General features: G+C 60.7%; 32 protein-coding genes. 17 read left to right on the top strand and 15 right to left on the bottom strand.

Annotated features, from left to right (window positions below; all coding sequences use genetic code 11):
* Nucleotides 1-2 precede the first annotated feature (2 nt).
* The 3 genes from ACFOEV_RS15025 to ACFOEV_RS15035 all read left to right on the top strand — a co-directional run bounded on the left by ACFOEV_RS15025 (nucleotide 3) and on the right by ACFOEV_RS15035 (nucleotide 2,053).
* Complete coding sequence (locus ACFOEV_RS15025; RefSeq protein WP_386775345.1) at nucleotides 3-599, top strand: 4'-phosphopantetheinyl transferase family protein; 597 nt, start codon at nucleotides 3-5, stop codon at nucleotides 597-599.
* 79 nt (nucleotides 600-678) lie between these two features.
* Entirely contained in the window at nucleotides 679-1,353 is a 675-nt protein-coding gene (locus ACFOEV_RS15030; protein WP_386775347.1) for a LolA family protein, read from the top strand.
* Nucleotides 1,354-1,441: 88 nt separating this feature from the next.
* On the top strand, nucleotides 1,442-2,053 hold the full coding sequence (locus tag ACFOEV_RS15035) for a hypothetical protein (protein WP_386775349.1): 612 nt from the start codon (nucleotides 1,442-1,444) through the stop codon (nucleotides 2,051-2,053).
* Here the strand turns inward: ACFOEV_RS15035 and ACFOEV_RS15040 are convergent.
* From ACFOEV_RS15040 to ACFOEV_RS15080, 9 genes are all read right to left on the bottom strand, one after another.
* Nucleotides 2,050-2,409, bottom strand: coding sequence for a RidA family protein (locus tag ACFOEV_RS15040; RefSeq protein ID WP_386775351.1), 360 nt, complete (start codon nucleotides 2,407-2,409; stop codon nucleotides 2,050-2,052). The two genes, ACFOEV_RS15035 and ACFOEV_RS15040, sit on opposite strands and share 4 nt — an antisense overlap.
* A 28-nt stretch (nucleotides 2,410-2,437) precedes the next feature.
* A complete protein-coding gene (locus ACFOEV_RS15045; protein ID WP_386775353.1) occupies nucleotides 2,438-3,292 on the bottom strand; it encodes a universal stress protein in 855 nt (284 codons plus the stop codon).
* Between the two features lie 107 nt (nucleotides 3,293-3,399).
* Complete coding sequence (locus ACFOEV_RS15050) at nucleotides 3,400-4,890, bottom strand: SulP family inorganic anion transporter (protein ID WP_386775355.1); 1,491 nt, start codon at nucleotides 4,888-4,890, stop codon at nucleotides 3,400-3,402.
* A 402-nt stretch (nucleotides 4,891-5,292) separates the two neighbouring features.
* Nucleotides 5,293-6,201, bottom strand: a complete 909-nt coding sequence (locus tag ACFOEV_RS15055; protein WP_386775357.1) for a DMT family transporter — start codon at nucleotides 6,199-6,201, stop codon at nucleotides 5,293-5,295.
* The gene (locus ACFOEV_RS15060) at nucleotides 6,198-6,977 is read right to left on the bottom strand and encodes a slipin family protein (RefSeq protein ID WP_386775359.1); all 780 of its coding nucleotides are present in this window, start codon (nucleotides 6,975-6,977) and stop codon (nucleotides 6,198-6,200) included. Before ACFOEV_RS15060 ends, ACFOEV_RS15055 begins: the two co-directional genes overlap by 4 nt.
* 42 nt (nucleotides 6,978-7,019) lie before the next feature.
* Complete coding sequence (locus tag ACFOEV_RS15065; RefSeq protein WP_386775361.1) at nucleotides 7,020-8,567, bottom strand: NfeD family protein; 1,548 nt, start codon at nucleotides 8,565-8,567, stop codon at nucleotides 7,020-7,022.
* Between the two features lie 228 nt (nucleotides 8,568-8,795).
* Nucleotides 8,796-9,425, bottom strand: coding sequence for a hypothetical protein (locus ACFOEV_RS15070; RefSeq protein WP_386775363.1), 630 nt, complete (start codon nucleotides 9,423-9,425; stop codon nucleotides 8,796-8,798).
* A 175-nt stretch (nucleotides 9,426-9,600) separates the two neighbouring features.
* Nucleotides 9,601-10,395, bottom strand: coding sequence for a YiiX/YebB-like N1pC/P60 family cysteine hydrolase (locus ACFOEV_RS15075; RefSeq protein ID WP_386775365.1), 795 nt, complete (start codon nucleotides 10,393-10,395; stop codon nucleotides 9,601-9,603).
* A gap of 23 nt (nucleotides 10,396-10,418) precedes the next feature.
* Nucleotides 10,419-10,733: an EthD family reductase gene (locus tag ACFOEV_RS15080; protein WP_386775597.1), complete on the bottom strand. Its 315-nt coding sequence runs from the start codon at nucleotides 10,731-10,733 to the stop codon at nucleotides 10,419-10,421.
* A 168-nt stretch (nucleotides 10,734-10,901) separates the two neighbouring features.
* Here ACFOEV_RS15080 and ACFOEV_RS15085 point away from each other — a divergent pair, with 168 nt between their 5' ends.
* Nucleotides 10,902-11,594, top strand: a complete 693-nt coding sequence (locus ACFOEV_RS15085; RefSeq protein ID WP_386775367.1) for a TIGR04283 family arsenosugar biosynthesis glycosyltransferase — start codon at nucleotides 10,902-10,904, stop codon at nucleotides 11,592-11,594.
* On the top strand, nucleotides 11,584-12,234 hold the full coding sequence (locus ACFOEV_RS15090) for a TIGR04282 family arsenosugar biosynthesis glycosyltransferase (protein ID WP_386775369.1): 651 nt from the start codon (nucleotides 11,584-11,586) through the stop codon (nucleotides 12,232-12,234). The genes ACFOEV_RS15085 and ACFOEV_RS15090 overlap by 11 nt, the downstream gene beginning before the upstream one ends.
* A gap of 83 nt (nucleotides 12,235-12,317) precedes the next feature.
* Here the strand turns inward: ACFOEV_RS15090 and ACFOEV_RS15095 are convergent, their stop codons facing one another.
* A complete protein-coding gene (locus ACFOEV_RS15095) occupies nucleotides 12,318-12,728 on the bottom strand; it encodes a hypothetical protein (RefSeq protein ID WP_386775371.1) in 411 nt (136 codons plus the stop codon).
* Nucleotides 12,729-12,996: 268 nt separating this feature from the next.
* Here ACFOEV_RS15095 and ACFOEV_RS15100 point away from each other — a divergent pair, with 268 nt between their 5' ends.
* Nucleotides 12,997-13,587 carry a sigma-70 family RNA polymerase sigma factor gene (locus ACFOEV_RS15100; protein WP_386775373.1) on the top strand — a complete coding sequence of 197 codons (591 nt, stop codon included), beginning with the start codon at nucleotides 12,997-12,999 and terminating at the stop codon, nucleotides 13,585-13,587.
* On the top strand, nucleotides 13,587-13,811 hold the full coding sequence (locus tag ACFOEV_RS15105; RefSeq protein WP_386775375.1) for a zf-HC2 domain-containing protein: 225 nt from the start codon (nucleotides 13,587-13,589) through the stop codon (nucleotides 13,809-13,811). The genes ACFOEV_RS15100 and ACFOEV_RS15105 overlap by 1 nt, the downstream gene beginning before the upstream one ends.
* Nucleotides 13,812-13,842: 31 nt before the next feature.
* Here ACFOEV_RS15105 and ACFOEV_RS15110 read toward each other — a convergent pair whose 3' ends face one another.
* Together ACFOEV_RS15110 and ACFOEV_RS15115 are read right to left on the bottom strand one after the other, a co-directional pair.
* On the bottom strand, nucleotides 13,843-14,124 hold the full coding sequence (locus ACFOEV_RS15110) for a DUF302 domain-containing protein (protein WP_386775377.1): 282 nt from the start codon (nucleotides 14,122-14,124) through the stop codon (nucleotides 13,843-13,845).
* The gene (locus ACFOEV_RS15115) at nucleotides 14,093-14,308 is read right to left on the bottom strand and encodes a hypothetical protein (protein WP_386775379.1); all 216 of its coding nucleotides are present in this window, start codon (nucleotides 14,306-14,308) and stop codon (nucleotides 14,093-14,095) included. Before ACFOEV_RS15115 ends, ACFOEV_RS15110 begins: the two co-directional genes overlap by 32 nt.
* Before the next feature lie 146 nt (nucleotides 14,309-14,454).
* Here ACFOEV_RS15115 and ACFOEV_RS15120 point away from each other — a divergent pair, with 146 nt between their 5' ends.
* The 5 genes from ACFOEV_RS15120 (at nucleotide 14,455) to ACFOEV_RS15140 (ending at nucleotide 19,966) form a co-directional block, all read left to right on the top strand.
* A complete protein-coding gene (locus ACFOEV_RS15120) occupies nucleotides 14,455-15,147 on the top strand; it encodes a MerR family transcriptional regulator (protein ID WP_386775381.1) in 693 nt (230 codons plus the stop codon).
* A gap of 47 nt (nucleotides 15,148-15,194) precedes the next feature.
* Nucleotides 15,195-17,651, top strand: coding sequence for a heavy metal translocating P-type ATPase (locus ACFOEV_RS15125; protein ID WP_386775383.1), 2,457 nt, complete (start codon nucleotides 15,195-15,197; stop codon nucleotides 17,649-17,651).
* A gap of 67 nt (nucleotides 17,652-17,718) precedes the next feature.
* Nucleotides 17,719-18,042, top strand: a complete 324-nt coding sequence (locus ACFOEV_RS15130) for a heavy-metal-associated domain-containing protein (RefSeq protein WP_386775385.1) — start codon at nucleotides 17,719-17,721, stop codon at nucleotides 18,040-18,042.
* A 17-nt stretch (nucleotides 18,043-18,059) separates the two neighbouring features.
* Nucleotides 18,060-18,977 (top strand): transporter, encoded by a 918-nt coding sequence (locus ACFOEV_RS15135; protein WP_386775387.1) that lies wholly within the window; start codon nucleotides 18,060-18,062, stop codon nucleotides 18,975-18,977.
* 8 nt (nucleotides 18,978-18,985) lie between these two features.
* Entirely contained in the window at nucleotides 18,986-19,966 is a 981-nt protein-coding gene (locus ACFOEV_RS15140) for an NHL repeat-containing protein (RefSeq protein WP_386775389.1), read from the top strand.
* 85 nt (nucleotides 19,967-20,051) lie between these two features.
* Here the strand turns inward: ACFOEV_RS15140 and ACFOEV_RS15145 are convergent, their stop codons facing one another.
* Nucleotides 20,052-20,621, bottom strand: coding sequence for a carboxymuconolactone decarboxylase family protein (locus tag ACFOEV_RS15145; RefSeq protein WP_386775391.1), 570 nt, complete (start codon nucleotides 20,619-20,621; stop codon nucleotides 20,052-20,054).
* A 111-nt stretch (nucleotides 20,622-20,732) separates the two neighbouring features.
* Complete coding sequence (locus ACFOEV_RS15150; protein WP_386775393.1) at nucleotides 20,733-21,320, bottom strand: TetR/AcrR family transcriptional regulator; 588 nt, start codon at nucleotides 21,318-21,320, stop codon at nucleotides 20,733-20,735.
* 133 nt (nucleotides 21,321-21,453) lie between these two features.
* On the opposite strand from ACFOEV_RS15150, the gene ACFOEV_RS15155 reads away from it, so the two are divergent.
* Together ACFOEV_RS15155 and ACFOEV_RS15160 are read left to right on the top strand one after the other, a co-directional pair.
* Complete coding sequence (locus ACFOEV_RS15155; RefSeq protein WP_386775395.1) at nucleotides 21,454-21,984, top strand: DUF302 domain-containing protein; 531 nt, start codon at nucleotides 21,454-21,456, stop codon at nucleotides 21,982-21,984.
* Between the two features lie 122 nt (nucleotides 21,985-22,106).
* Nucleotides 22,107-23,429 carry a TrkH family potassium uptake protein gene (locus tag ACFOEV_RS15160; protein ID WP_386775397.1) on the top strand — a complete coding sequence of 441 codons (1,323 nt, stop codon included), beginning with the start codon at nucleotides 22,107-22,109 and terminating at the stop codon, nucleotides 23,427-23,429.
* Here the strand turns inward: ACFOEV_RS15160 and merR are convergent.
* Nucleotides 23,426-23,872, bottom strand: a complete 447-nt coding sequence (gene merR / locus ACFOEV_RS15165; protein ID WP_386775399.1) for an Hg(II)-responsive transcriptional regulator — start codon at nucleotides 23,870-23,872, stop codon at nucleotides 23,426-23,428. The genes ACFOEV_RS15160 and merR overlap by 4 nt on opposite strands.
* A gap of 73 nt (nucleotides 23,873-23,945) precedes the next feature.
* On the opposite strand from merR, the gene merT reads away from it, so the two are divergent.
* The 3 genes from merT (at nucleotide 23,946) to merA (ending at nucleotide 26,038) form a co-directional block, all read left to right on the top strand.
* The gene (merT, locus tag ACFOEV_RS15170) at nucleotides 23,946-24,296 is read left to right on the top strand and encodes a mercuric ion transporter MerT (protein WP_386775401.1); all 351 of its coding nucleotides are present in this window, start codon (nucleotides 23,946-23,948) and stop codon (nucleotides 24,294-24,296) included.
* Between the two features lie 90 nt (nucleotides 24,297-24,386).
* The gene (gene merF, locus ACFOEV_RS15175) at nucleotides 24,387-24,626 is read left to right on the top strand and encodes a mercury resistance system transport protein MerF (protein ID WP_386775403.1); all 240 of its coding nucleotides are present in this window, start codon (nucleotides 24,387-24,389) and stop codon (nucleotides 24,624-24,626) included.
* Nucleotides 24,627-24,631: 5 nt separating this feature from the next.
* Nucleotides 24,632-26,038 (top strand): mercury(II) reductase, encoded by a 1,407-nt coding sequence (merA, locus tag ACFOEV_RS15180; protein WP_386775405.1) that lies wholly within the window; start codon nucleotides 24,632-24,634, stop codon nucleotides 26,036-26,038.
* Nucleotides 26,039-26,046: the final 8 nt, after the last annotated feature.

Raw genomic sequence — 26,046 nt, forward strand, 5'->3', positions numbered from 1 at the left:
GCATGACGGCTCGTCTTGACCTGCTGCTGGCGCAAGCGCCTGCCGGCAGCAGCGGGGCTTGCCTGTCGCGGCTGGGACGAGAGCTACTGTCCCGGCTCGCGGCCCGGCACGGACTCGACTGTCCTTTGGCCGACTGGTCGCCCCGAGGACGTGGCGCACCACAGCATCCGGCCCTTCCCTCCCCTTGGCAGGCTTGTCTGAGCCATCGTGGCCAGCGCGTCGTCGCCGGGCTCGCCACTATCCCGGTCGGCATCGACCTCGAACATGCACGAGCCCGGCACGCCTCACGCTTGGCATCTCTCGTCGATCTGCTGCCTGAGCCCGAGGTACGGCGCACCATCCACGCCGCTGCTCGTCCCCAGGCTGCCTTCTACCGCGCCTGGACCCTGCACGAAGCGCTCTACAAACTTGCCAGCCTGAATGGCGAGAGGCCCACCGGCGTATTCGCCACTCGTCTGGCCCGTCTTGTCCCACATGGCGATGCCCATGCCTGGCTATGGCAAACCGATGACTGGACATTGACCATTGCCGCCTATGTGCCAACCCTGACGATTCACATCCTGCCCGACATCTCGCTGACCAAGCATGAATGGGCGTGAGAAACGGCCCGGCAAGGAGTAGGATTAGAGTCCCCTGCTCACCCCCGATTGCCGACGCTTGATTCAGAAGACAGTGACCTTGCCCAGATTCCTCATTGCAATGCTGCTATTGACCGGTGTCACCCCGGCATTGGCTTTCGATCTCGAAGCGCTACGGACACGCCTGGCCGAGCCCGCCGCCATCCAGGGTCACTTCGAGCAGCGCAGCTGGCTGGCCGACCAGCAAACGCGTCTCTACAGCGAGGGACGCTTTCTCTATCAACGCGACCGGCGGGTGATCTGGCAGCTCTTGACCCCCGTGAAGTCCACCATGGCCTTCTACGTCGACATGGTGTTCCCCCCAACCCGGGATAACGAAGACGAAAGCTCGGAAGAGGCGAACCTGATGCTGCTGAGCGATCGTTTTGCCTTCGCCCAGCAACTCGTCGACCTGATGGGCGGCAACTGGCCGGCACTCTCGCACTATTACCATATCGAGTTGGAAGGCGAACCCAAGGACTGGCAGGTACGGCTCACCCCACTCGCTCCGCCACTGGAAACCTGGCTGGGCACTCTGACCCTGGAAGGGAAGGATAGGCTCGAGAAGATCACGCTAGCGGCCGCCAATGGCGACGCACTGATTGTCCAACTGGAAGAACAGCGCCCGCTGGTCGACGTGTCCCTGCAGACCTTCCTCAGCGAATGGTTTGCCCGCTCTCCCGAAGCCTCGACGGAAGACGCGCGCGACAATGAGGAGACACTCGAGGATAAGTGAAACCGTCACCATTCAGGTATCTCGGTCCGCTGCCGATAATCCGACATCACCTCTCGTTTTCCCACGCCGGAGCACCAGGAGCCCAGCGATGCCATCCATCACTACCTTGTTATCGATCGTCATTGCCACACTCCTCCTGGGGGCACTGGGGATCGCCGCCAGCGACATCGCCTGGCCGCTGCCAGCCGAGCAGTTGGCGCCACTGGGTATCTTCGCCCTGGCTCTGGCAGCCGTCATGAGCCTGTTGATCATGGTGGCCACCCTGATGGCCGGCCTGCGCACCCAACACAAGGCCTTGGCCACGAGCCTCGAGTGCCAGGGCCGACAGCTTCGCGCGGCGGAAACGGCACAACTCATGGAGCGCTTCGTGCATCAAGCCGAGGCCCTACTCGACAAGGAAAGCCTGGATCCCAACAAGCGTAGCGTGCTGCGCTGCCTGGCTATTGACGCCCTGCGCGGCAATACCGGGCGCGGCGACCCCAACATTGCACGCCTGGGGCGATTGTTCGAGTGGCTGGCCAGCGAAGCCGAAGAGGCCAAGAGCGATGCGACACGCATGCGCCTGATCGATCCGATCCTGCGCCAATATGCCGAGCTGGCCGGGCAGCTCTGTCAGGTGGGGGAATGCGAAGATGAGCGGCTGGCGGTCTTTCTGCGCCACCAGCCGCGTCGGGTCACGTTCGAAGAAGGGGAAGACTAGCTTTTCACCACCGCCGTGACGGTGATCTCGACTTTCAGTTCATCGGCAGGCATCGGTGCGCACACGCAAGTCCGCGCCGGCGCATGGCCTTGTGGCACCCAACTGTCCCACACCGCATTCATGGCGGCAAAGTCACTGCCATCCTTGAGGTAGATGGTCGCCGACAGCAGGCGTTCGCGGTCGGAGCCCACCTCCTTGAGCAGGGCATCGACACGCGCCAGCATGCTCTCGGTCTGGGCGGTGATATCACCCTGGCGCGCCTCGGGGCCCGCCACCTGGCCACACAGGTAGGCCACGTCATTATGAATCACGGCACGACTCATGCGTGCCTGGGTATCGTGTCGTACGATGGTCATGAGCTTCCTCACGTAATGTATGAATCCGTCAGCGCAGCAATAATACCGGTACCGTGGCCTTGCGCAGCATGCCCGTTGTCGTGCTTCCCACCAGCAGATGACGAATCCGCGAATGCCCGTAGGCCCCCATCACCAGTAGGTCGATAGCGTGTTCCTGTTGATAGCTGCGCAGACTCTCCTCGACCTCACCGGCGCGTATCTCGCCATGCGCTTCGAAACCGGCGTCGTTCAGCGTCATCAGTGCCCAGTCGAGCTGGGAGCGCATATCCGCCACCTCGGCGCCGACCATGACCACATGGCAGGATATTCCCCGGAACAGTGGGCTTTTGGCAACCATCTCCACCCCTTTGCGGGTGGTCTTGCTACCGTCGAAGGCGATCAACACCTGACGAGGTGTCTCGAAGGCCTCGGGCACGACCAGGATCGGCCGGTGCAGGCTGCGCACCACACGTTCGAGGTTCGACCCCAGGTGTTCGCTGGCCTTGTGCGCCGCTTCACCGCGCTTGCCGATCACCAGCAGGCGGATATCGTCTTCCAGTTCGGCCAGCGTCTCCACCAGTTCCCCATTGCGTTGCCGGATGCCCGGCTCGGCCACACCATTCTCGATGGCCCGCGACTTGGCGGCTTCCAGCATCAACCGCCCCTGCTCCTGGGCCAGCCTGGCACGCTTCTCGTCCAGCGACGCCAGTTCCTCCAGCAGGTGTTCTCGGGAGCCCAGACCGATATTGCCGGATAGATCGGCCTCGGCCGTCTGCGGGTGATTGTCGACCACGTGCAGGAAAGTCAGCGGCGCTGCCAGCGCCAGGCTGGCCCAAGCGGCGGCATCGCATACTGCCGTGGAGAACTGCGAGCCATCGATGGCGGCCATCACTTGATCGGTCATTGTCGTATTCCTTGCCGGCGTTTCATTGCGTCGACTCTGCTCCCCACTCCTTTTCTACAACATTGTGCCGGCGCTGGATACCTTGCCCCGGCATATCGCCCCCTCGCTCAGTGCCCACCCATCAGCTTCTCGACGGCATCCGGCTTGTCGTGGACCGCAAAACGGTCGACGATGGTGGCACTGGCCTCGTTGAGGCCGATGATGTCGACGTCGGTGCCCTCGCGGCGGAACTTGATCACCACCCGGTCCAGCGCCTCGACCGCGGTAATATCCCAGAAGTGGGCGCGAGACAGGTCGATGGTCACCTTTGCAATGCTTTCCTTGAAGTCGAAGGAGGCCATGAAACGCTCGGACGAGGCGAAGAACACCTGGCCTACCACCTGGTATTCACGACCACGACCTTCGTCGGTCTCTCGGGAACCGATATACAGGATATTGCCGACCTTGTTGGCAAAGAACATCGCCGCCAACAGCACGCCGACGAAGACGCCGATGGCCAGGTTGTGGGTGGCGACCACCACGATCACCGTGGCGACCATGACGATATTGGTCGAAAGCGGGTGCTTCTTCAGATCGCGCAACGAACTCCAACTGAAGGTCCCGATGGAAACCATGATCATCACCGCCACCAACGCGGCCATCGGAATCTGCGATACCCAGTCGGCGAGGAACACCACCAGCAGCAGCAACGTCACGCCGGCGATCAGCGCCGACAGCCGGGTACGGCCACCGGATTTGATGTTGATCACCGACTGGCCGATCATCGCACAGCCCGCCATGCCGCCCAACAGTCCCGAGCCGATATTGGCGATGCCCTGCCCCTTGCACTCGCGGTTCTTGTCGCTCTTGGTATCGGTCAGGTCGTCGACGATGGTGGCGGTCATCATCGACTCCAGCAGGCCCACTATGGTAAGCATCACCGCATAGGGCAGGATGATCAGCAGCGTCTCGATATTGAGCGGCACGTCCGGCCACAGGAACACCGGCAGCGTATCGGGCAGTTCGCCCATGTCACCCACGGTCCGGATGTCCATGCCCGAGATCATATAGACGGCCGTCAGCACCACGATGCATACCAGTGGTGACGGTATGCTCTTGCCGATCAGCGGCAGATAGGGAAATAGGTAGATGATCCCCAGACCGGCGATGGTCATGACATAGACATGCCAGGTCACGCCGGTCAATTCAGGCAGCTGGGCCATGAAGATCAGGATCGCCAGGGCATTGACGAAGCCGGTGACCACCGAGCGCGATACGAAGCGCATCAGGTTGGCAAGCTTGAGATAGCCGGCAAAGATCTGCAACACCCCGGTCAACAGCGTGGCGGCCAGCAGGTACTCGAGGCCATGGTCGCGGACCAGGGTCACCATCAACAGCGCCATGGCCCCCGTGGCGGCAGAGATCATGCCCGGCCGACCGCCAACGAAGGCGATGACGACGGCAATACAGAAGGAAGCGTACAGGCCGACCTTGGGATCGACGCCGGCGATGATCGAGAAGGCGATCGCCTCGGGGATCAAGGCCAGGGCCACGACGATGCCCGAGAGGGTGTCGCCCTTGATATTGGAAAACCAGTCTTGCTTGATGGATCGGATCATTCTGCAGTCCCGTCGTGGGTCCAAGTCATGCCCGAAGGCGTCAGGAGAGAAACGGTAACCGGGCTCCCGACTTGTCTTGCTCATCCCTTCGCCAAGCGGGAGGCAATGCGAGTCGGATATTCAAGCCAATCGGTTTACCCGGAAATCGTATGGATCAGGCACAAGAGGCATCAGCGTGATGCCAACCGGTGACGTTGCCATGAAGGGCACGCCAGGCAAGGCTTGCCGTCAAGGAACGTCGCCGTGGAATGGAGAGGTGCGCGCTAGGGCGGAGTGCAGCCTGCCGGGGAGGCAGGGGGCGTCATGTCGAAAATCACGATCGGTCGGATCCCGTTGCTCGTCTGAGGACAAATGCCGCTTTTGACTTTCGTCGCATCACGGTCTTATCACGAGCGACGGAGTCTAGCAGGAAAGCCCCCTACCTGCACTCTGGGGTCTCAACCGACGTTCCCGGCGGCGTTCGATCAGCCCTTTGATCAACAAGGTGCCCAGCACCAGGGCGCCGCCGAACATGGCCACCGGGGCCGGCCGTTCGCCGAGAATCCACCACACCCACAGCGTGCCGACGACGACCTCCATCAACATCAGCAGGCCGACCTCGGCGGCGGGCAGGTACAACGGACCGCGCTGGATCAGGGTGAAGCCCAGCGGCAGCAGAATCAGGCACAACAGCACCAACAGAGTGGCACTCTCCGGTGGGGGCATGACGATCCCGCCCGCCAGCAGGGCGCAAACGGCGACCAGCAGCCCCGACAGGGTCAGCATCGGGCTCATGTCGATCCCCGGACGGGTACGACACAGCGTGAAGTTGGCGGCCAGGGCCAAGGCCGCCATCAAGGCGAAGCCGTTGCCGACCCAGGAACCGGTGCCAGCATCGTCGACCACGATCAGCGACGTCCCCAGCATGCACAGGGCGATGGCGATCCAGGTGCGTAACGGCAGACGCTCGTACAGGAAAACCCGTGACAGCAGTGCGGCGATCAGTGGCGCCCCGGCCAGGATCATCAGCACGTTGCCGCCCTTGGTGTATTGATTGCCGAGCACGAAGCCGAAGGTCGAAAAGGTGAACAGCACTGCCACCCCGATTCCGGTCCAGCCACAGCGCCGGTAAGCGGCCATGAAACCGCGACCGTTGCGCAGCGCGACGATGCTCACGAAGCCGAGGGCGGTAAGCAGCCCACGCCACAACAGGATCTGCGCATCGGGCAGTCCAATCAGCTTGATCAGCAGAGCATCGGGAGAAATGATCAGCGCACCGCCAGCGGTCATCAGCAACCCTTGCTGGCGGTGGGAAAGGATGGGGCGACTCACTCCTGGGCGGCCCCCTTGTCACGCGGTCCCTTGTTGGCCATGTGCCGGAAGGCCTCCATGAGGTCGATGGGCAGCGGCACGACGATGGTCGAGGCATTCTTGTTGCTCATGTCGCTCATGGTCTGCAGGTAGCGCAGCTGCAAGGCGGCGGAATTCTCCGACATGATGTTGGCGGCCTCCACCAGCTTCTTCGAAGCCTGCAGTTCCCCTTCGGCATGAATCACCTTGGCGCGGCGTTCTCGCTCGGCCTCGGCCTGACGGGCGATGGCCCGAATCATGCTCTCATCGAGGTCGACATGCTTGATCTCGACGTTGGCGACCTTGATCCCCCAGCCTTCGGCCGAGGCATCGATGATCTCCTGGATATCGTCGTTGAGCTTGTCGCGTTCGGAAAGCATCTCGTCGAGATCGTGCTTGCCGAGTACCGAACGCAGGGTCGTCTGGGCCAACTGGCTGGTCGCGGTGACGAAGTGCTCGACCTGGATGATGGCCTTTTCCGGATCGACCACACGGAAATACAGCACCGCGTTGACCTTCACCGTGACGTTATCCTGGGAAATCACGTCCTGCTCCGGAACGTCCATGGTGATCACGCGCAGATCGACCACGTCCATCTTCTGGATCCCGGGAATGATGATGAACAGCCCCGGCCCCTTGACGGCCTGGAAACGCCCGAGGAAGAACACCACCCCACGCTTGTACTCCGGCAGGATGCGGATCGAGGCCGCCAGGAACAATACCAACAGTACCAGCGGGACGAGATAGGAAATCATCATGGCTCTCTACTCCTTGGCTTGCGATTGACTGCTGCTCGACGATCACGATGATTCGCTGGGTCGCGTCGCCTCTTCCTGCGGCGCGACCTCGACCGTCAGGCCATCGAGACCGACCACGGTCACTACCTGTCCCTTACGTAACGGTGTCGATGAGCGTGCATTCCAGCGCTCGCCATGCAAGGTGACATGTCCCGCCCCCTCGAAATCGCTATTGACCACAGCGGTAGCCCCGATCAGCTCTTCCTGACCGGTTCGCGGCCTACGTTTGCGCAGCCCCACGAAGCGGGTCATGGTCCATAGCATGAGCGCCGCTGCCAGCAGGGCGATCCCTCCGATCATCGGAAGGGAAATATTGAGATTGTCTGCGTCCATGAGAATCACCGAGCCGATTACGAAAGCGACGATGCCACCGATCCCCAGAATGCCGAAACTCGGCATCAGGGCCTCTCCCACTATCAAGCCCAGGCCCACCACTATCAACGCCAGGCCGGCGAAGTTGATCGGCAGCACCTGGAAGGCGAATAGCGCCAGCAGCAAGCAGATGATGCCGATGGTGCCAGGCACCAGGCTGCCGGGGCTGGAAAGTTCGAAGATCAGGCCGTAGAAGCCGATGATCATCAGGAAATAGGCCACATTGGGGTTGGTGATCACCGACAGCAGTTTGGTGCGCCAATCGGGATCGAAGCGCTCGATCGCCAGATTCTGGGTCTCCAGTACGCGCTTGCCGTCTTCCATGACCACCTCGCGACCGTCGATCTGAGCCAGCAGATCGTCGATATCGCGGGCCACCACATCGATGACGTTGCGCTCCAGTGCCTCACTGGCCGTCAGGTTGACCGCTTCACGCACCGCGGCCTCGGCCCAGTCGGCGTTGCGGTCATGGCGTTCGGCCAGGCTGCGGATATAGGACACCGCATCCTCGAGCACCTTGCGCTCCATGGCGGTTTCCCCGCGTCGGGGAGACGCTTCTCCGGGCTTGGCCTGCTCGTCGGCTTCCTTGTCGGCTTCCTTGTCGGCAGCCTGCTCGCCATCGCCACTGCTCTCCTGGTCCGGGGAGGTTTTCTCGCCGTCTTCTCCATCGCCGTCACTGCCAGCAGGTTCTTCATCACCGTCCCCGAAGGGTAGCCCGCCGCCGCCTATCTGTACCGGCGTCGCCGAACCGAGGTGCGTGGCAGGTGCCATCGCCGCCACGTGACTTCCATACAGCAGGTAGGTCCCGGCGCTGGCGGCACGCGAACCACTGGGCGAGACGTAGAGAGCCACGGGCACGGGCGACCCCAGCATGGCACTGATCATGTCACGCATGGAGGCATCCAGCCCTCCCGGGGTGTTCATCTGCACGATGACGAGTTCGGCGTTACGCTCTTCGGCCACGTCCAGCCCACGCTGGAAATAATCGTTGGTCGCGGGACCGATGGCACCGTCGATCGTCATCACCACAGCACTGCGCTGGTTGTCCTGCGCCTTGTCCTGCGCCCAGGACTGCCATGCCACTACCACACCCAATACCAGGCACAGCAAACTGCAGACGGCCACCACCTTGCGTCGGATACTGGTAGCGGTCATGCCCCTGCGATCTGGATTCGTCATCTCGTGCCCACCCTGCGACTTCTGTCCCCAAGAGCATCGACGGGGGGACAGCGGTTCAGTCATTGCTGATATCAGCGTAGGCAGTGGACCCGGGCGCGGCAACAGCCTGGGCCCGCCGACTGGCGGGCCTTGCGAGGTGCCACGGCCCGATGACCGTCAAGAGCCACAGCCGGCCCCCGTGCCAGGCGACCGGCAAGGTGTGACAACGCTCAGTGCCTGGATCCAGGCTCAGAGATCATGCGGCTCGCCGGCAAAACGTTTCTGTACCTCCACCATGTAGGCGGACAATGAGGTCAACTCCTCGCTGCCCCATTCCAGCGGCTCCGCTTCCATGGGAGCGACCATGCAGACCTGGACCATCTCGTCGGCGTGGACCTCCGACATGCCGAACTGGCTGTTGGCCATCGCCACCTGATGGGGGAAGGGCTGCTCGAAGGTCGCCTTGTAGCCCATGTCCTGACCATCGCTGCCGTGACAGCTCGCGCAGGACAAGCCATTGGTGCTCAAGGAGGTGTCGTAATAGAGCTCCTCGCCGCGGGCCAGCATCTCCTCGGGATTGTCACCGGTCTCGCTGTAGCCCGGTGAGTAGCCCTCGGGCCTTGCCACTGCGGCGCTCGAGCCACCCTCGGCTTCGGCTTCCCCCTCGGCTTCGGCTTCCCCCTCGGCTTCGGCCTGGTTGCTGGCAAGCAGCAGCGATGCCTCGGAAACGGGCACAAACCCCGTCTCTGTCGAGGAATCGCTCGCCGTGGCCTGGAGGGCGGCACCGCCAGCCACCAGCGCGAGAATCGGCGCCGTGTAGGCAAGCTGTCGATTCAGGCGGCCCAGGAGCCTGCGGCGTTTTTCGTCATGCTGTGACATGATGTTCTACCTCTGTTGTGATTATGGCCAGGGTGCTTGCTCCACCGCTGCACACCAGCGGTCACATTATGTCGGCCGGGGCCAAGAGGGCTTACAGTCATGCGCGAATTCACCTGCAGCACGCGGGGGCCACTATCGCCATCAGTGGCGTCCTGCCACCGGAGGTGGCCGCCTTCTACCCTACCGGCACTGGATCGTCGTCACGTGCCTCTTTCTTCCCCTCCCACTTCAGAGCGTAGGGAGTGAAACCCGCTTCCAGCATCGGCTTGATAACCAAAAAATAAGGAGAAAAATCAAAGTCTCTTGGAGTGAATAACGTATAGTGTCGTTTCTTCAAGATCTTTCTTCTGCAACCTCGGCAGAGTGACTCATCGTTTTGCCATACATGGTCGGGAAGGATGGGATAGTCTATCGACTGAAAAGCCTGAGCAATCAATGTCGAGCAAATGGCACGCGTCGGCTCGCCACTGCCCAACCCCAGCATCCGTCGACGCCAGCGACTCGGCACGGGAGGAATAGGTATCAGATAGCGACCCAGGTCGAAGATATTCCGCAAATCATATTGGTAGCCAACACGCTGGCAAACGAACTCTACCAGTGCTTCGATATCCTCTTGCCGTAACCCCACCGGACGACAGATGCGCAGGTTATAGCCCCGAAATTCATCAAAGTCGACAATCCTGACACCCTCCACCACATCAGCCTCGATAAACGTTCCCTTGCGACCACTTGATGAGGCATCATTGAGTGCGTCACCGATATAAAGGGCGGCATGAGACCAGGAAGACTGCGTCAGGTATTTGATGGCCGTACTGAGTCTTGATGTTCCCTCGACCAGGAGCACATCCCCGGGGCGCAGACATCTCATCACACTATCGGGTTGATAGTTGGGAAGCGTATCATATTGCGATCTTGGACATGACAGCCAGCAGCCAAGGCAATACCCTATTTGGTGAAGGATCGACTGCATGACCGCAACTCCTCTCTCAGAAACTATGGCATATGATTGTTCACCATCAGCTTACCCAGCTGTATAAGAGGCTCGACATTGGTGAACCTCGGAATATCTTCAAATATTTGGCTACCAACATCATCGATCGCTTTATTGAATTCCTTCTCGTCCTCGAACCCGAGATGCGTCACGAGAAAAAAAGGGGAATCTCGCTCGATGCCCTTTGCCACTTGAATGTACATCAGCCCATAGTCTCGAAGCAGGCTGGCAACCAAGGGTGCATGATGATTAAAATAATAAGACTCATCAAACTTCATTTCGTTTCTATTTGGATACATCACCATAATGTCTATCATTTCTTCCACCTTTTTCTATCCCGGATTGGGAACAGCCATTCCGTGAAATCGTCCTTGTTACATCTTGGTCTTACCGGCGAGACGATCCTTACATTCATGCCACAGGCCAGATCGGTGTAAGCTTTTCGTTATCGGCACGACGAAACGTCATTTCACTTGGAGCCCCTTATGGATTCTTCCGCTACCCTCAGTGTCATCATTCCGACGCTGGACGAAGCCGCAGACATAGAAGCCCAGCTCGGCGGGTTGCAAGCGCTGAGAGATCACGGCATCGAAATCGTCGTCGTCGATGGTGGAAGCCAGGATGACACCTTTGCCCTCGCCGCTCCGCTGGCGTCCCTTGTCATCTCCAGCGCGGCCGGCCGAGCCCGTCAGATGAATGTCGGCGCCCAGGCGAGCCGTGGCAATGTGCTATTGTTCCTGCATGCCGACACCCGATTGCCCGATGGCGCCGTCGACAGGATCCAGCAAGCATTAGCCGATGGATGTCAGTGGGGAAGGTTCGATGTTCGGCTCGAGGGGCGCCATCCCATGCTCAAGGTCATCGCGCTGGCCATGAATCTCCGTTCGCGACTCACCGGCATCGCCACGGGCGATCAGGCGCTGTTCACGACGCGCCAAGCCTTCGAAGCCATAGGTGGCTTCCCCGAGCAGCCGTTGATGGAAGATATCGAAATCTCGAAACGTCTAAAGCGCTTGTCACGTCCTGCCTGCGTGCGGCCATGCGTCGTCAGTTCCGCTCGACGCTGGGAACGTCACGGCCTATGGTCCACCATGTTGCAGATGTGGCACCTGCGTTACCGGTACTGGCGCGGTATCGATAGCCGGCAACTGGCCGAGGAGTACCGCCATGCGCGCTGAGACGCCCCATGGTCCGAGTCCGCGGGCCAGCTTTCCCCTGGCCATCCTGGCCAAGGCACCGGTGCCAGGACAGGTCAAGACGCGGCTGATTCCCCGCCTCGGTAAACAAGGCGCCGCACAACTGCACGAACGCCTGCTGCGCCATACACTGACCATCGCCCTGGAGGCGACCTCAGCGGAACACATCGTACTGTGGACGGCCCTGGAACATTCTCACACCGTATTCCTGGAGCTGGCGAAGCGTCATGGCATCGCGTTACGCGCCCAGCCCGCCGGCGACTTGGGTAAGCGCATGCATTACGCCCTGCTCTCCATGCGGGGGCCCGGTCTCGTCATCGGCAGCGATTGCCCAGTGCTGTCGCCCGCCCTGTTGTCACGTTGCTGGCATGCCCTGCAAGATGCCGATGGCGTGTTTCTTCCGGCGGAGGACGGTGGTTATGCACTGGTCGGCACGCGTCGTTCCAACATGCGTCTCTTCGAGCATATCGATTGGGGAACCGAGCGCGTCATGGCCCAGACCCGTCGTCGTGCCGATGAGTTGGGTTGGAACATTGCCTATCCTGCCGAGGTATGGGACATCGACCGTCCGGAAGATATCGAGCGATGGCAACGGTTAGCTCACTGTGCAAGTGAGTCTTGAATCCACCGGGAGCCCTTCATCACGGGCAAAGCATCGCCAGGCGACCATGCCTGGCGATTCATTACCGAAACAGATGGACATCATCAATATATTCTAGTCCTCACATTATAACGGTTATTGGTTTGCACTCTATCACTCAACTCTTGCCCTTCGACCTCCAGAATGTAATCTCCGGGCCCAAGGGTTTCGTTGATCACAAAATTTCCGCCACGCTGCTTGGCAGTGCTTACGGGCTTTCCATTTTGATCCAATAAACGTGCTTTGAGTATCATATTGACGCCTATCGAACCCCAGCTTTCGCTACTTATGCTGACTCGCGAGGGTGAATCAATATCAAGCGAGAAGCGATCTGCATATGACGTAGGAACAAGACGTTGGCTTGACACACTATTGTGCAATAGTTCTGGTGTTGACATCGCCAAGGCATAACCTACTCCCCCTGGACCGAACATCAACGCGAGAGCAAGACTAACCACAAGGCTAGAGCGTTTCATGGCAATTCCTCTCAATCAGCAAAAATCCAATTCCTTCTGGCTTTTCACATCATCATATGTCCCAACATGGGTCATTCAATTACTCCATATTAGTTAGTAACAAACAGGGCGCATTCATTACACACTCCATATAAACAAAACAGCTTCAGACATAACGCAATATTTCTAGCGCTTGGCGTAAGGTATCCACGCCTAATGTGACAAAACTACTTGACCTTTAATATCAGGCAGTCATCATGACTCCTAGAGTCCAGATGGAAGTCATGAGATGTTGGGATCATCGAGTGAAGACAAGAATGAGAGAATGCGACGCCTGGCCGCCGTGAGGCCACGCTTGGTATCGTTTGCCCGCTTACAGCTCCGTGACCTCGCTCAGGCCGAGGATGCCGTGCAGGAGGCGTTGGCCGCGGCCATCGAGAAGGACGACAGCTTCTCCGGGCGCTCGGGTTATGAAACCTGGGTATTCGGCATCCTGAAATACAAGATACTCGACGCATTGCGTGCCCAGCGACGCGACGGGAAATGGCAGCCTCTGGGTAACGAGCTGGATGAGGACGCCATCGATCGGCAGTTTCAGCAGAATGGCCGCTGGCAGGAAAATGCGAAACCCTCGAGCTGGGGAGACCCGGAAGCAGCATTCCTGAGTGAGCGCTTCTGGCAGGTATTCGATACCTGCATGATCGCCCTGCCTGATAACATCGCTCGCGTCTTTTCACTGCGAGAGCTGATGGGTCTGTCAACCGAGGACATTTGCCGGGAAATGGGCATCAAGGAGAACAATTGTTGGGTGATCCTGCACCGCGCCAGGCTGCGTTTGCGGGCCTGTATCGAGCGCGGCTGGCTGTCGGAGGATGAGTGATGTTCAAGATGATGATGTGCAAAGAAGCGACCCGGCTGATGTCCAAGCGTTTGGATACTCCTTTGAGTTTCCAAGAAAAACTTTCCTTGAAATTACACCTTGCCATGTGCGATGCCTGCCAGGAATGCAATCGACAGTTCACCCTGCTTCATGAGGTTGGCCCCAAGTTCGAGGAGCTGGTGATCGATACCTCCAGTGACTCACGGAACTCCCCCAAGGAGTGAGCACCTTGGGAGAACGTGGCTGTGCCCATGATTACTCGCCCGCCACCTCTTTGGCCAACGATTCCAACACATTGGCCACGTTATCGAGGGGAAGTTCGCAATCCTCCAACCCGTGGCGCCGGGCGAGATAGTGAGGCGAGTTCCACTCTAGCTGGGTGGCCCCATTCCTCTCTTGCAATACCATTTTCTGTGGCAGATCAAGCGCTACACTACCCTGGCACTGCATCATCGGCGTTCCCACCTCCGGGTTGCCAAAGATGAACGTACGGGTGGGAGGCAATTCAAGCCCCGCGCTCTCGCGCATTGGCAGCATGGTCGATCACGGTGACCAATGTCAGGCCCCTCTCCTCGAGAGCGACACGAAGACGCAGGTCGACTTCCTCGATACCGAGGGGGCTGCTTATACGCTCGATACCCTTATCCTGCTTCTCGGCCATGGCGGTGTTCGATAGTCCACCCACTACCATGACGGCAATCGCCAGAAGACTCTTGATCATGGTCGACACTCCTTGAAAGAACCCGTTCAGCATCGGCAACGATGCCCTGCCTGACAAGTTCGAGATCGAGATCTGCGGGCACCACTTGACTCCGTAGCATGGTACGGCCCTTATTTTGATAAAAGCAGCATTCAGAGGCCATGCACATGAGTGCCACGACCATCAGCAAAGCCGCTCAGGCAGCCGGAGTCGGGGTTGAAACCATCCGCTTCTATGAGCGCAAGGGACTGATCGAGCAGCCTCCCAAGCCACGCGACGGCGGATACCGCGTCTATCCCGACGATACGGTGCGACGGGTGCGTTTCATTCGACGCGCCCAGCAACTGGGCTTCTCGCTGCGCGAAGTCGCCGACTTGCTCTCGCTACGACTGGCTTCTCACGCTGATGCCAGCGACGTACAGCGTCGCGCCATGGCCAAGCTGCAAGATGTGGACGAGAAGATCGCACGTCTACAGCGCATTCGTCGGGGGCTGGCCGAGTTGCTCGCGCGTTGCCCCGGCGAGGGTGCGCTGCAGTGCTGTTCCATCCTGGGCGCGCTGGAGCAGGAAGATATCTCGATACCACATGCTTCACCTCACGAGGCCACGGGCAATCCGTCGCTTCGCCATGACACACGGGAGAACGCCATGCAAACTGTCAAGCTGCGTATCGACGGCATGCATTGTGACGGCTGCGTGGAAATCGTACGCCATGTCCTGGAACGGCAGTCCGGTGTCCTAGGATGCTCGGTTTCCCATGAGAACAGCGAGGCCCGAGTGGCTGTCGACACCACGCAGGTCAGCAGCGAGCAACTGGCCAAGGCGATCGAAGAAGCCGGCTATCGAGCACGCGTAACGTAACCGTCTTCCTTGACTCCGTAGCATACTACGGGCCCTAAGCTCGAAGCATGAAGACGACGACCACCCCGACAGCGGAAGACGGCCTCCAGCCATGGAGCCTGGAGCCGACCGAGGAGCCGGATATCCAACGGGTACGGGCGCACATCGGCGGGCTGCATTGCTCGTTGTGCACCGGCACCATCGAGCAGGCCCTGGGGGCAAAGCCGGGCGTACGACGGGTGGCGGTCAGCCTCACTCACGAACAAGCCCTGGTAGAATACGATGCGCGGGAGAATTCCGCCGCAGCGTTGATGGGGACGCTGCAGAAGGTCGGTTACACCCTTAGCGATCCCCGCAAAGTCGAGCCTTATGAGCGGCAGGAGCGCGCGCTGGCTCACGAGCGCAACCGCTTCCTGGTGGCGCTGACGACCAGTCTGGCGGCGATCGGCCTGATCGTGAATGCCGGTTCGCTCTGGACCCTGGGGCTCTCCGGCCTGGTCTATGTCAGCCTGGTGCTGTTCGGCTATGCCGTGCTCCGCGGCCAGGGAGTGGCCGCTGCCCTGGGCGGTAGCAGCCTGTTGGCAGTAGGCGGCCTGGGCTTGTTCGCGTTGCGTGTCGGTGACGTGCTGGCGGGTCATGAGGCGGTGCTGGTGGCGATTCTGGCGATCACGATGGTGTTCGGCATCGCCCGGCAGATGCTGGTCATGGCCTATCAAGCCCTGCGCCGGGGCATTCTCAATCAGCATGTGTTGGTGGAGATTGGCGCCTTCGCGGGACTGATCGGCGGCGCCATCGGCCTGGTATTGGGGCGCGCAGACTATCCCACCGCCGCGTTCTTCGCCGTATCGGTCATGGTGCTGACCTACCATCTGTTCTCCGAGTGGCTGTCGCTGATCGTCAAGACCCGCAGTTCCCAGTCGGTACGCCGCCTGCTCGACCTGCAGCCGGAAACGGCTCACGTGGTCGCCGAAGGCGGCGAACGGGACCTGCCGATGGAACAGGTGGAAGCTGGCATGCGGGTGCGCATCCGTCCCGGTGAGCGTATCGCGGTGGACGGTGAGGTCATCGATAGCGAATCGGCCGTGGACCAATCGCTGGTCACCGGCGAACCCCTGCCGATCGAGAAAGGGGTGGGCGATTCGGTGGTCGGCGGCGCCATCAATGGCAGCGGCACGTTGCTGGTGCGGGTGACGGCCACGGGGGAAGCGAGCTTCCTGAGTCAGGTGGTGCGCAGTCTGGAAGATGCGCGGGCGCTCAAGCCTGGCCTGCTGCATCTGGTCGACCGGGTGCTGCGGGTCTATACCCCCACGGTGCTGATCGTCTCCGCACTGGCCTTTGTGTTCTGGATGGGTGCGCCGCTAGTGTGGGGTGCCGGGCCCGACCTGGAGCGGGCCGTATTCGCCGCCCTCACCGTGCTGGTGATGGGCTATCCCTGCGCCGTGGGCATCTCCGCACCGCTGTCCATCGTACGTGGCGCCGGCGAAGCGGCCGATCACGGCGTGCTGATGCGCACCGGCGAGTCCTTCCAGGCCCTGCGACGCGTCACCACCATGGTGTTCGACAAGACCGGCACCCTCACCGAGGGGCGCCCCGCGGTACGTGACATCATCAGTGTCGACGGCGAGGAAGACACGCTGCTGGCGCTGGCGGCCGCAGCCGAGGCCGCCTCGGAACATCCGCTGGCTCGTGCCGTGGTTGAAGCGGCTCTGGCCCGGGACCTGACGATACCCGACGTCACCGATTTCCAGGCACAGTCGGGGCGTGGCGTCACCGCCCAGATCGACGGCGAACCGGTGCGGGTCGGCAGTCCAGCCTTTCTCACCGAACTTGGCATCGACCTGGCGCTAGTGAGCGATGGCATCGAGACCGCCGAGGATCAGGGCCAGACGGTCATCGTCGCCGCTCGCGGCGATCGGCTGCTGGGGGCCATCGCCCTGGGCGATGCACTGCGTACCGATGCCGCGGAGACCATGCAGCAGTTGCATGAGCTCGGCATTCGCACCGCGCTGGTGACCGGCGACAACGAGCGCACCGCCCGACACATCGCCCGGCTTGCCGGGATCGAGACGGTTCATGCCGGCGTGCTACCGGAGCAGAAAGCCGATTTGTTACGGGAGATGCAACACGAGGGGCGAGTTGCCATGATCGGCGACGGGATCAACGACGCCCCCGCGCTGATGCAAGCGGACGTGGGCATTGCCATGGGCAGCGGCACCGACATCGCCATCGACGCTGCCGACATCATCATCCTCAACTCACGTGTGAGCAGCGTGATGACCGCCTGGCGGATCAGCCATTGGGGGTATCGCAAGATGCTGCAGAACGTTTCGCTGGCATTCCTGTTCAATGGCGTCGGCATTCCGCTGGCCGCCACCGGCCTGATCTACCCGGTGTGGGCCATGGTGGCCATGGCCGCCAGCGTGACCACCATCTTCGTCAATTCCCTGTGGCAGCGGCCATCGCTGCTGTTCGACGCGGTGGCCAGCGTACGCTCGAATGACCGCAGCGAACCCCGGGCCACATGACCCTCCCATCGAGAGCCACTCGATCGGGACAGACAGAAAAACATACCAGCCAACGAGGTCAGCCGTCATGACATCCAAGATTCACGCCTTATTTCTGGCACTGGTTGCCGCCGTCGTCTCGACAGCGGCCCTTGCGGCCGGACCCAGTTACCAGATCGAGGTCGATGGGCTCGCCTGTCCTTTCTGCGCCTACGGGATCGAAAAGCAGCTCGGCAAAATTGAAGGAGTGCAGACGATCGAAACGGACATCGAGGCTGGCAGGGTGATCGTCACCATGGACGACGGGCACACGCTCGACGAGTCACGCGCAGAGCAGGCTGTCGACCGGGCCGGATTCACACTGGGTGACTTCGAACCACTCGACGCCCCACCGACTGCCAGTGGTCAATGATGAGGGAGGCGTTATTCATGACGCATTACCGACGTAAGACGGCATCCGGACATCGACTATTGGCCGTGGCAACGATGGTGGCGTCCGGCTTGGCTCAGGCAGCTCCCCAGACCTTCAACACGGCGCTGCCCGTCGCGGAAGGAAACGTCGTATTACGCGAGCAGTTCTTGTACCGCAAGGCCGATGACGACCCCAGCCTTGCCCACCGGGACCTACGGGTCAACGGTGCCATCACGGTGCTCGGTTACGGCCTGAGCAGTGATCTTGCCCTGTTCGGCGCCCTTCCCTATCTCGACAAGGAGCTCGATCTCGATGGACCCGGCGGGCGGCGCATCGAGCGAAGCAGCCGCGGGCTCGGCGATACGCGCCTCTTTGCGCGCTACACAGCATTTAAAGGCGATGCACCGGGCCGTACCTTCCGCATTGCGCCGTTTCTCGGTATGGAAACGCCGACCGGAGACGACGATGAAAGAGATCGCTTCGGCCGGCTGCCGCAGCCGCTGCAGTCAGGTTCCGGCTCCTGGGACCCATTTGGTGGCGTGGCCTTGACCTACCAGACGCTCGCCTATCAGCTCGATGCTCAGTTCGCCTACCAGGCAAACACCGAGGCCAACGGTTTCGAGTTCGGTGATGAAGCGCGTCTCGATGGCTCCTTCCAGTATCGGCTCTGGCCACGGAAGCTGAGTGGCGGCGTGCCGGGCTTCTTGTATGGGGTGCTTGAAGCGAACCTGCTCCACCGCGGAAAGAATGAGATAAACGGAGTGCAGGATGCAAGCTCAGGCGGAACCCAGCTTTTCCTTTCACCGGGCCTGCAGTACGTGACCCGTCGCTGGATCATCGAGGGCATCGTCCAACTTCCCGCCGCACAAGACTTGAATGGCACGGCGTTGGAGGATGATTTCATTACACGGATTGGTTTCCGTATTAATTTTTAGGGCTTCTCATGCAAGTCAAGCGATTTCTCAAGGCTGGAGCGATAGTGGCAGGCCTGGTGGCGGTTGCTGCCATAGCTTCCTGTGCTGCCTTCATCCCCAGCGAGAAGGGACCTGGCTATGAATTCGTCGGGGCCTGGGGTAGCAAGGGCAGTGAACCGGGGCAATTCGATGATCCGACCGGCGTTGCCGTCACCGCGGATAAGGTGTTTGTCGCTGATGCGCGTAATGGGCGAATCCAGGTCTTTGACCATGAAGGACAATTCAAACGTGCCTTCGGTACCCCCGGCGATGCCGCCGGTGAACTCGGGCGACCGATGAACCTGACGATCCACGAGGGGGAGCTCTATGTGCCTGAGTACATGAACGATCGCATTCAGGTCTTTAGCCAGGATGGCGACTCCCAACGCATGATTGGAGGCCCCGGTGAGGGGCCTGGAGAATTCGATGCACCGGGAGGTGTCGCCGTTGCCGCGAGCGGCGATCTTTTCGTGGCCGACTTCTACAATCAGCGCGTGCAGCGCTTGCGCGCGGACGGTGAGTTCATTCGCCAATGGGGAACGACCGGGGAGACCGGACGAGGAGCGGGCGAATTCACCTATCCCACCGATGTCGCGTTAGCCGCCGACGGAACGCTCTACGTGGCGGACGGCTATGGTAACCGCGTGCAGGCGTTCGACGCCGAGGGCGAGTTCCTGCACAAGTGGGGTGGCCCCTTCGCCATCGGCATCTATGGCCCGTTCAACGGCTGGCTTACTACGGTGACGGGCATCGCCATAGGGCCGGATGGGCAGGTGTTATCCGCTGACTTTTACAATGACCGGGTCCAGGTCTTTACCGCCGAGGGAAAGTTCCTCAACACCTTCGGTGACACAGGCGACGGTCCAGGACAGTTCAACCACGCCATCGCCTTGGATATCGCTCCGGACGGTACGGTATTCGTCGCCGATTTCCAGAACAACCGTATCGAGAAATGGCGCCCGGTCCAATAAGAAGGGAAGAACAGAGCATACGGCCCCGCAAGCCGTCAATGAATCACGACCTGCAGGACCGGCAATGAAGCGCATCGGCGATGGCTCATCCGTTCCAGACGTGGCCGGCGAAGGCCTCGTCCAAGTCGGGATGATTGATGTGGTTGGAGTAGTTGCTCAACGTCTTCACAGCCAGCGCCAGAATGATCTGCAGCACGTGCTGCTCCTCGAAGCCGGCCGCCAGGAAGGCGTCGACGTCACGCTGGGTGGGCATGCCCCGCGTCTCGAACATCACTCTGGTGAACGCGCTCAGGGCCGCCAAGCGCTCATCGGGAATGGGCTGGTCGTTACGGAGGGCCTCCAGCACGTCGGCAGGCACCTGCGACATCTTTTCCCCCAGCATGCTGTGGGCCGCCATGCAGTACTTGCAGCCGTTGAGTCGGCTGATGGTCAGTAATATGACTTCCTGCTCGGGCGGCGCAAAGCCGGAATCCTGCCGGAACAGCTCATAGCCATGCAAGTAGGTATCCAGCACCTCGGGGGCCTTGGCCATGCCCTCGTACATCTTGGGCACGAAACCAAGCTTGGCGTTGGCCTTCTCTAACAACGGCTTCGCCTTGGCATCGGCGTTGTCGAGAGTCTGAGGGGCGAGCTTCATTTGATAGTCGGCTGCCATGGGTCATTCCTCCTTGCCTGATGAGACACCGGATGGTGTCGAGTCATATATGGAACGATCAGTCCATATATGGCGGAAAAATAATACCCGACCCTGCCCACTAAGCGCCGTTCAATGCAGGGTGTCGAGGACTAACTCCACCGCGCGAGTGGCTTCACCAGCATCAGCCCCGCTCTTGAGCAGCGTCCGCATTCCGGCCATGCCCAGGGTCAGGTAGGTGGCCAATGACCGGGCGTCACGCTGCGGATCAATGTCGCCCTCGGACTGGGCCCGCATCACCGCCTGGCGGAAAAGTTCGGTGATGGCCCTGACACTCTCGCCGGCCTCGCGAGACGGCAAGTCGCCGCGCTGACCGAGCTCACTAGCGGAATTGAAGATCAGGCACCCGATCGCGGCGCGTTCGCTGCCGGCATCCCGAGCCGTGTCGCGAAACAGCCCTTCCACAAAGGCCAGCGCCGAAGGCGAGGCCTCGAGTTGCCGGTGAAGCCGGTCAATCAGGTTTTCCCGATAGCGGCGCAGGGCCTCGAGGAACAATCGTTCCTTGCTGCCGAATGCCTGATACAGGCTGCTGCGCGAGAGCTGCATCGCCTCCAGCAGGTCTCGAGTCGAAGCCGAATCGTAGCCTCTGGCCCAGAAGACCTGCATGGCGGCGCTCACGGCCTGATCCGGATTGAATGCGATGGGGCGTCCACGTGTCATGCGATCAATTTAGAATCGATCGTTCCATAATTCAAGCCGATACCGGTCGAGGATTGGCCGTAAGGAACCGTTGCGCATGGCGACTCATATCAGTACCCCCAACAAGCACCATTCGGAGCAGGAGGCTTGTGAGATGACGACACCAAGCACGTCAGCACGTCGCTACTGGTTGGGAGGCAGGCGAGCGGCAAACCGTGTGGTGACCGCCCTCCTACTGTCAGGGTCACTGATTCTGCCGGCCGTTGCCGGGACCGAGTGGCCCGACGAAGGGTGGCAAGTGATTCCCACCCAGCAGACATACCACGATCTGCTCGATGGCCTTCACGAATCGGTCGAAGCAGAAGGCATGATCGTGGTGACGGACGCCGGCCCCACTGAGGCGGCAGCCAGTCGGGGCGAAACCATTCCAGGCAATCGGGTCGTCGGCGTGTTTCGCAACGACTTTGCCGTGCGGGCTGTTCGTGCCAGTGTGCCGGCGATGATCGAAGCGCCCATTCGCTTCTATGTGACCGAGGAGGAGGACGGCACTGCCACGCTATCCTGGAAGACGCCGAGCCATGTCTTCGCACCCTATGTCGGCGAGGGGGGAGAGGAGCTGCGCAAGCTCGCCGAGGAACTCGACGCCATCTTCGAAGCGATTGCGCGCAGGACGACAGAAGGATGAAATGCCCGGCTGGTGTGTAGCCCCGCCCCAAGGCCGCTACCCGACGATTATCACGGCGCTCGTCATCTGGAGCTACGGGGATCATTTCAATGGGCCATCGGCTAGAACGATATCACCAACTCATGCAGCGTTCCTGGCGAATCAGCCCTCCGTTTTTGCTGATCGCTGGATTCGCGGTGTTAATCCTTGTGGGAACGGTACTACTCAAGTTCTCGCCCTCCGAGAACACCTTCCTTTCATGGAGCGAGGCCCTGTTTACCGCCACCTCCGCGGTAACCGTCACCGGCCTGGTCGTAACCGACACCGGTCCCACCTTCAGTTTCTGGGGCGAGGCTGTCATTCTCATATTGATGCAGGTTGGTGGTCTGGGGCTTATGACATTCGCCGTGCTGGCGTTGCTGTCACTCGGCGGGCGTGTCAGGGGCAGACGTTACCTGACCGCAAACAGTCCCTACAACGAAACCCACCCTCGGGACGTCATACGCACTGCCAAGGCGGTGGTCAAACTTGCGCTTGTGATAGAGGGCGCCGCCCTGGTTCCCCTAGCGCTGGTCTGGGTGCCCGAACATGGCTGGATTCAAGGACTCTGGTGGTCGCTGTTCCACACCGTTTCCGCCTTCAATAATGCCGGTTTCACCCTTTCGCCCGACAGCCTTATGGGGTACGCCGGAGACCCGATCATCAATTCGGTGATTCCCGCCCTCTACCTCATCGGAGGACTGGGTTTCATCGTGATCATGGGAATGCTCGACTATCGCCACAGCCGGCGACTGGACATCAACGTCAAGGTCATGCTCTTCGGTACCGCTGTGTTAAGCCTCATGGGCGCCGCCATGATCTATATGCTGGAGTCAGATAATCCGGCCACGCTGGCAACACTACCCGGTCTTTCCGATCAGCTCTGGACCTCCTGGCTGCAGGCCACGACACCACGAACCGCCGGTTTCAACAGCCTCGACATCAGCGGCCTCACCCAGCCCACCAGCCTGGTGTTGATGTTGCTGATGTTCATTGGTGCGGGTGCCAACAGCACCGCCAGCGGCATTAAAGTGACCACCCTGTTCGTCCTGCTCGCCGCCACCTGGTCCTACCTTCGGCGCCGTCGCGAGCCCATGCTCTTTTCGCACGCCATTGATACGACTACCCTGCTCAAGGCGCTTGCGGTAACGGTGATGGCCATACTCGGCATCTTCATGGGTACCCTGGCCCTGTCCATTACCGAAGATGCCGATCTGCTGACGGTCGCGTTTGAAGCCACGTCCGCTCTTGGCACCGTGGGCCTGACGCGGGGCTTGACGCCGGAGCTTTCCGATTGGGGACAGGTTATTATCATGATGATGATGTTCGTGGGACGCGTGTGTCCGCTGACGGTGGCCTATCTGATCGGCTCCGCCTTTGCTTCTTCCTCTCAGCACTCGATGCAGGCGGAGCTGCAGATTGGCTAGGAGCCTGTCGGATTTGACTGCTTGTCGCTTATCGCCAAGCCTTCATGTAGTGATGCAATCAACGGGCAGGTGACGCTCCCTTCCCGTTCATGGCAGGCCCGGACCAAGTCGGACAGCACATGTTCGATACGCTGCAGGCCAACCAATTTCTCGCGCACATCCTCCAGCTTGCGCTCGGCCAGAGCGCTGGCCTCGTCACAGTGGGCACCATCCTCCAGGCGCAACAACTCGGCGATTTCGTCCAGGCTGAAGCCCAGCCGCTGGGCGGTCCTGATGAAGGTCAGACGCTCTACGTCCCTTTTGCTGTAACGCCAAATGCTGCCATACGGTCGTTCCGGCTCCGGCAGCAACCCCCGGCGCTGGTAGTACCGGATGGTCTCGACATTGACGCCGGCGACCTTGGCCAGGCCGCCAATGGTCATGGTCTCCGCTTCTCTCTGCATGGTGCTTGCTTCCGTAGCTGACTACGGGAGTAACCTTACTTCAACCCACTGCCGCCATGAAAGGAGAGGGCATATGCCGAAACCTAAAACGGGGCAGGGGCCCCTGGCCGTCGGAGGGATCGCAGCGATCCTCGCCTCAGCCTGCTGCCTTGGCCCACTCGTGCTGATCACGCTCGGGGTTTCCAGCGCTTGGATCGTGAATTTGACGGCCTTGGAGAAGTATCGACCGATCTTCATCGGTGTGGCACTGGTTGCGTTGTTTTTTGCCTGGTGGCGCATTTATCGGCCCAAAGCAAAATCTCAACCGAGCACGGTCTGCGCCATCTCGCAGGTAAAGGAGACCTACAAAGCGCTTTTTTGGATCGTGTCGGCGCTGGTGCTGGTTGCCCTCGCGTTCCCTTTTCTTTTACCGCTGTTCTATTGATCGGGAGGTCGATGATGCCAAGACCTCCCTTGACGCTCTGACCGCGGCCTCCGCCAATGCTGGCTACCCGGCCTCGCTAAAGGAGTAAGCATGAAGAATCCAAAAACTCTACTGCGTGTGGGGGTGATCGGCACGGTGCTGGTCGCGCTGTGCTGTTTCACCCCGATCCTGGTCATCCTGCTTGGCACGGTAGGCCTGGCGGCGCTGACGGGCTATCTCGACTACGTGCTGTTTCCTGCCCTGGCCGCCTTTATCGGCCTGACCGGCTACGCCCTGTACCGCAAACGAAAGCTGGATGCCTCCAGCACCAATGAATCCCCTAAGGAGTGACAAACATGAGCAGAGACGAGACCTTGCATATCGCCGTGATCGGCAGTGGCGGTGCCGCCATGGCAGCCGCCTTGAAAGCCGTCGAGTGTGGAGCACGGGTCACCCTGGTCGAGCGTGGCACCATCGGCGGTACCTGCGTCAATGTCGGCTGTGTGCCGTCCAAGATTCTGATCCGCGCCGCGCACATCGCCCATCAACGTCGGGAGAGCCCGTTCGATCAAGGCATCACCGCTACCGTGCCGGTCATCGACCGGGAGCAGCTGTTGGCCCAGCAGCAGGCACGAGTTGAAGCGCTACGGCATGGCAAATACGAAGACATCCTGGCCGACAATTCGGCCATCACCGTGCTGCATGGCGAGGCGCATTTCGTCGATGCTCATACCCTGAGCGTGCATACCGTTGACGGCAGCGAGCAAAGTGTCATTTTCGACCGGGCCTTTATCGGCACCGGTGCCCGCCCTGCCATCCCGCCCATACCGGGGCTCGCCGAAACACCCTACTGGACCTCCACCACCGCATTGGCCAGCAACACCATTCCAGAGCGCCTGGCAGTGATCGGCGCCTCGGCGGTGGCCGTGGAGCTGGCCCAGGCCTTCGCCCGGCTCGGCAGCCAAGTGACGGTCCTCGCTCGCCGCCGCCTGTTCTCCCGGGAAGACCCGGCTATCGGCAAGACCATCGAGGCCGCATTCCGCGCCGAAGGGATCGAGGTGCTCAACGAGACCCAGGCCAGCCGGGTCGCGTATGCCAACGGTGAGTTCGTGCTTACCACCAGTGCCGGGGAGATCCGCGCCGACCAGTTACTGGTCGCCACCGGCCGCACTCCCAACATCGACACCCTGAACCTGGAAGCCATTGGGGTGAAAACAACGCGGGGCGCCATTGTCGTCGACGACCGCCTGCAAGCGAGCGTTCCGGATATCTATGCCGCCGGCGATTGCACCGATCAACCGCAGTTCGTCTATGTAGCCGCCGCCGGTGGGAGTCGGGCGGCAATCAATATGACCGGCGGAGACACGAGATTGGATCTCGCCGCCATGCCGGCGGTAATCTTCAGCGACCCACAAGTGGCCACCGTGGGGTTGACGGAGGATGAGGCCAAGGCTCGTGGCATCGATGCCGACAGCCGCACTCTGACACTGGACAATGTGCCGCGCGCCCTCGTCAACTTCGATACCACTGGATTCATCAAGATCGTTGCCGAACGTGACACCGCACGCCTGCTCGGCGTGCAGGCGGTCACCGGCATGGCGGGCGAACTCATCCAGACGGCGACAATGGCGCTGCGTGCGCAAATGACGGTACACGACATCGCCGATGAACTGTTCCCCTACCTGACCATGGTCGAAGGTCTCAAGCTCTGTGCCCAGACCTTCACCAAGGATGTTACGCAATTGTCCTGCTGTGCGGCATGAACGACAAC

Origin of the sequence: Litchfieldella rifensis (genome assembly GCF_042646605.1) — a bacterium.
Classification (GTDB): Bacteria; Pseudomonadota; Gammaproteobacteria; order Pseudomonadales; family Halomonadaceae; genus Litchfieldella; species Litchfieldella rifensis.

Bases quoted from the DNA above. Each gene is read 5' to 3' on its own strand.
- ACFOEV_RS15065 (WP_386775361.1), bottom strand. From the start codon at position 8,567: ATGACGAATCCAGATCGCAGGGGCATGACCGCTACCAGTATCCGACGC.
- ACFOEV_RS15110 (WP_386775377.1), bottom strand. From the start codon at position 14,124: ATGCTGCCAATGCGCGAGAGCGCGGGGCTTGAATTGCCTCCCACCCGT.
- ACFOEV_RS15050 (WP_386775355.1), bottom strand. From the start codon at position 4,890: ATGATCCGATCCATCAAGCAAGACTGGTTTTCCAATATCAAGGGCGAC.
- ACFOEV_RS15060 (WP_386775359.1), bottom strand. From the start codon at position 6,977: ATGATGATTTCCTATCTCGTCCCGCTGGTACTGTTGGTATTGTTCCTG.
- ACFOEV_RS15160 (WP_386775397.1), top strand. From the start codon at position 22,107: ATGCAGCGTTCCTGGCGAATCAGCCCTCCGTTTTTGCTGATCGCTGGA.
- merF (WP_386775403.1), top strand. From the start codon at position 24,387: ATGAAGAATCCAAAAACTCTACTGCGTGTGGGGGTGATCGGCACGGTG.
- ACFOEV_RS15045 (WP_386775353.1), bottom strand. From the start codon at position 3,292: ATGACCGATCAAGTGATGGCCGCCATCGATGGCTCGCAGTTCTCCACG.
- ACFOEV_RS15095 (WP_386775371.1), bottom strand. From the start codon at position 12,728: ATGAAACGCTCTAGCCTTGTGGTTAGTCTTGCTCTCGCGTTGATGTTC.
- ACFOEV_RS15085 (WP_386775367.1), top strand. From the start codon at position 10,902: ATGGATTCTTCCGCTACCCTCAGTGTCATCATTCCGACGCTGGACGAA.
- ACFOEV_RS15025 (WP_386775345.1), top strand. From the start codon at position 3: ATGACGGCTCGTCTTGACCTGCTGCTGGCGCAAGCGCCTGCCGGCAGC.
- ACFOEV_RS15040 (WP_386775351.1), bottom strand. From the start codon at position 2,409: ATGACCATCGTACGACACGATACCCAGGCACGCATGAGTCGTGCCGTG.
- ACFOEV_RS15140 (WP_386775389.1), top strand. From the start codon at position 18,986: ATGCAAGTCAAGCGATTTCTCAAGGCTGGAGCGATAGTGGCAGGCCTG.
- ACFOEV_RS15090 (WP_386775369.1), top strand. From the start codon at position 11,584: ATGCGCGCTGAGACGCCCCATGGTCCGAGTCCGCGGGCCAGCTTTCCC.
- ACFOEV_RS15120 (WP_386775381.1), top strand. From the start codon at position 14,455: ATGAGTGCCACGACCATCAGCAAAGCCGCTCAGGCAGCCGGAGTCGGG.
- ACFOEV_RS15125 (WP_386775383.1), top strand. From the start codon at position 15,195: ATGAAGACGACGACCACCCCGACAGCGGAAGACGGCCTCCAGCCATGG.
- ACFOEV_RS15150 (WP_386775393.1), bottom strand. From the start codon at position 21,320: ATGACACGTGGACGCCCCATCGCATTCAATCCGGATCAGGCCGTGAGC.
- merR (WP_386775399.1), bottom strand. From the start codon at position 23,872: ATGCAGAGAGAAGCGGAGACCATGACCATTGGCGGCCTGGCCAAGGTC.
- merT (WP_386775401.1), top strand. From the start codon at position 23,946: ATGCCGAAACCTAAAACGGGGCAGGGGCCCCTGGCCGTCGGAGGGATC.
- ACFOEV_RS15070 (WP_386775363.1), bottom strand. From the start codon at position 9,425: ATGTCACAGCATGACGAAAAACGCCGCAGGCTCCTGGGCCGCCTGAAT.
- ACFOEV_RS15075 (WP_386775365.1), bottom strand. From the start codon at position 10,395: ATGCAGTCGATCCTTCACCAAATAGGGTATTGCCTTGGCTGCTGGCTG.
- ACFOEV_RS15155 (WP_386775395.1), top strand. From the start codon at position 21,454: ATGACGACACCAAGCACGTCAGCACGTCGCTACTGGTTGGGAGGCAGG.
- ACFOEV_RS15080 (WP_386775597.1), bottom strand. From the start codon at position 10,733: ATGATAGACATTATGGTGATGTATCCAAATAGAAACGAAATGAAGTTT.
- ACFOEV_RS15035 (WP_386775349.1), top strand. From the start codon at position 1,442: ATGCCATCCATCACTACCTTGTTATCGATCGTCATTGCCACACTCCTC.
- ACFOEV_RS15115 (WP_386775379.1), bottom strand. From the start codon at position 14,308: ATGATCAAGAGTCTTCTGGCGATTGCCGTCATGGTAGTGGGTGGACTA.
- ACFOEV_RS15100 (WP_386775373.1), top strand. From the start codon at position 12,997: ATGTTGGGATCATCGAGTGAAGACAAGAATGAGAGAATGCGACGCCTG.
- ACFOEV_RS15145 (WP_386775391.1), bottom strand. From the start codon at position 20,621: ATGGCAGCCGACTATCAAATGAAGCTCGCCCCTCAGACTCTCGACAAC.
- merA (WP_386775405.1), top strand. From the start codon at position 24,632: ATGAGCAGAGACGAGACCTTGCATATCGCCGTGATCGGCAGTGGCGGT.
- ACFOEV_RS15135 (WP_386775387.1), top strand. From the start codon at position 18,060: ATGACGCATTACCGACGTAAGACGGCATCCGGACATCGACTATTGGCC.
- ACFOEV_RS15105 (WP_386775375.1), top strand. From the start codon at position 13,587: ATGTTCAAGATGATGATGTGCAAAGAAGCGACCCGGCTGATGTCCAAG.
- ACFOEV_RS15130 (WP_386775385.1), top strand. From the start codon at position 17,719: ATGACATCCAAGATTCACGCCTTATTTCTGGCACTGGTTGCCGCCGTC.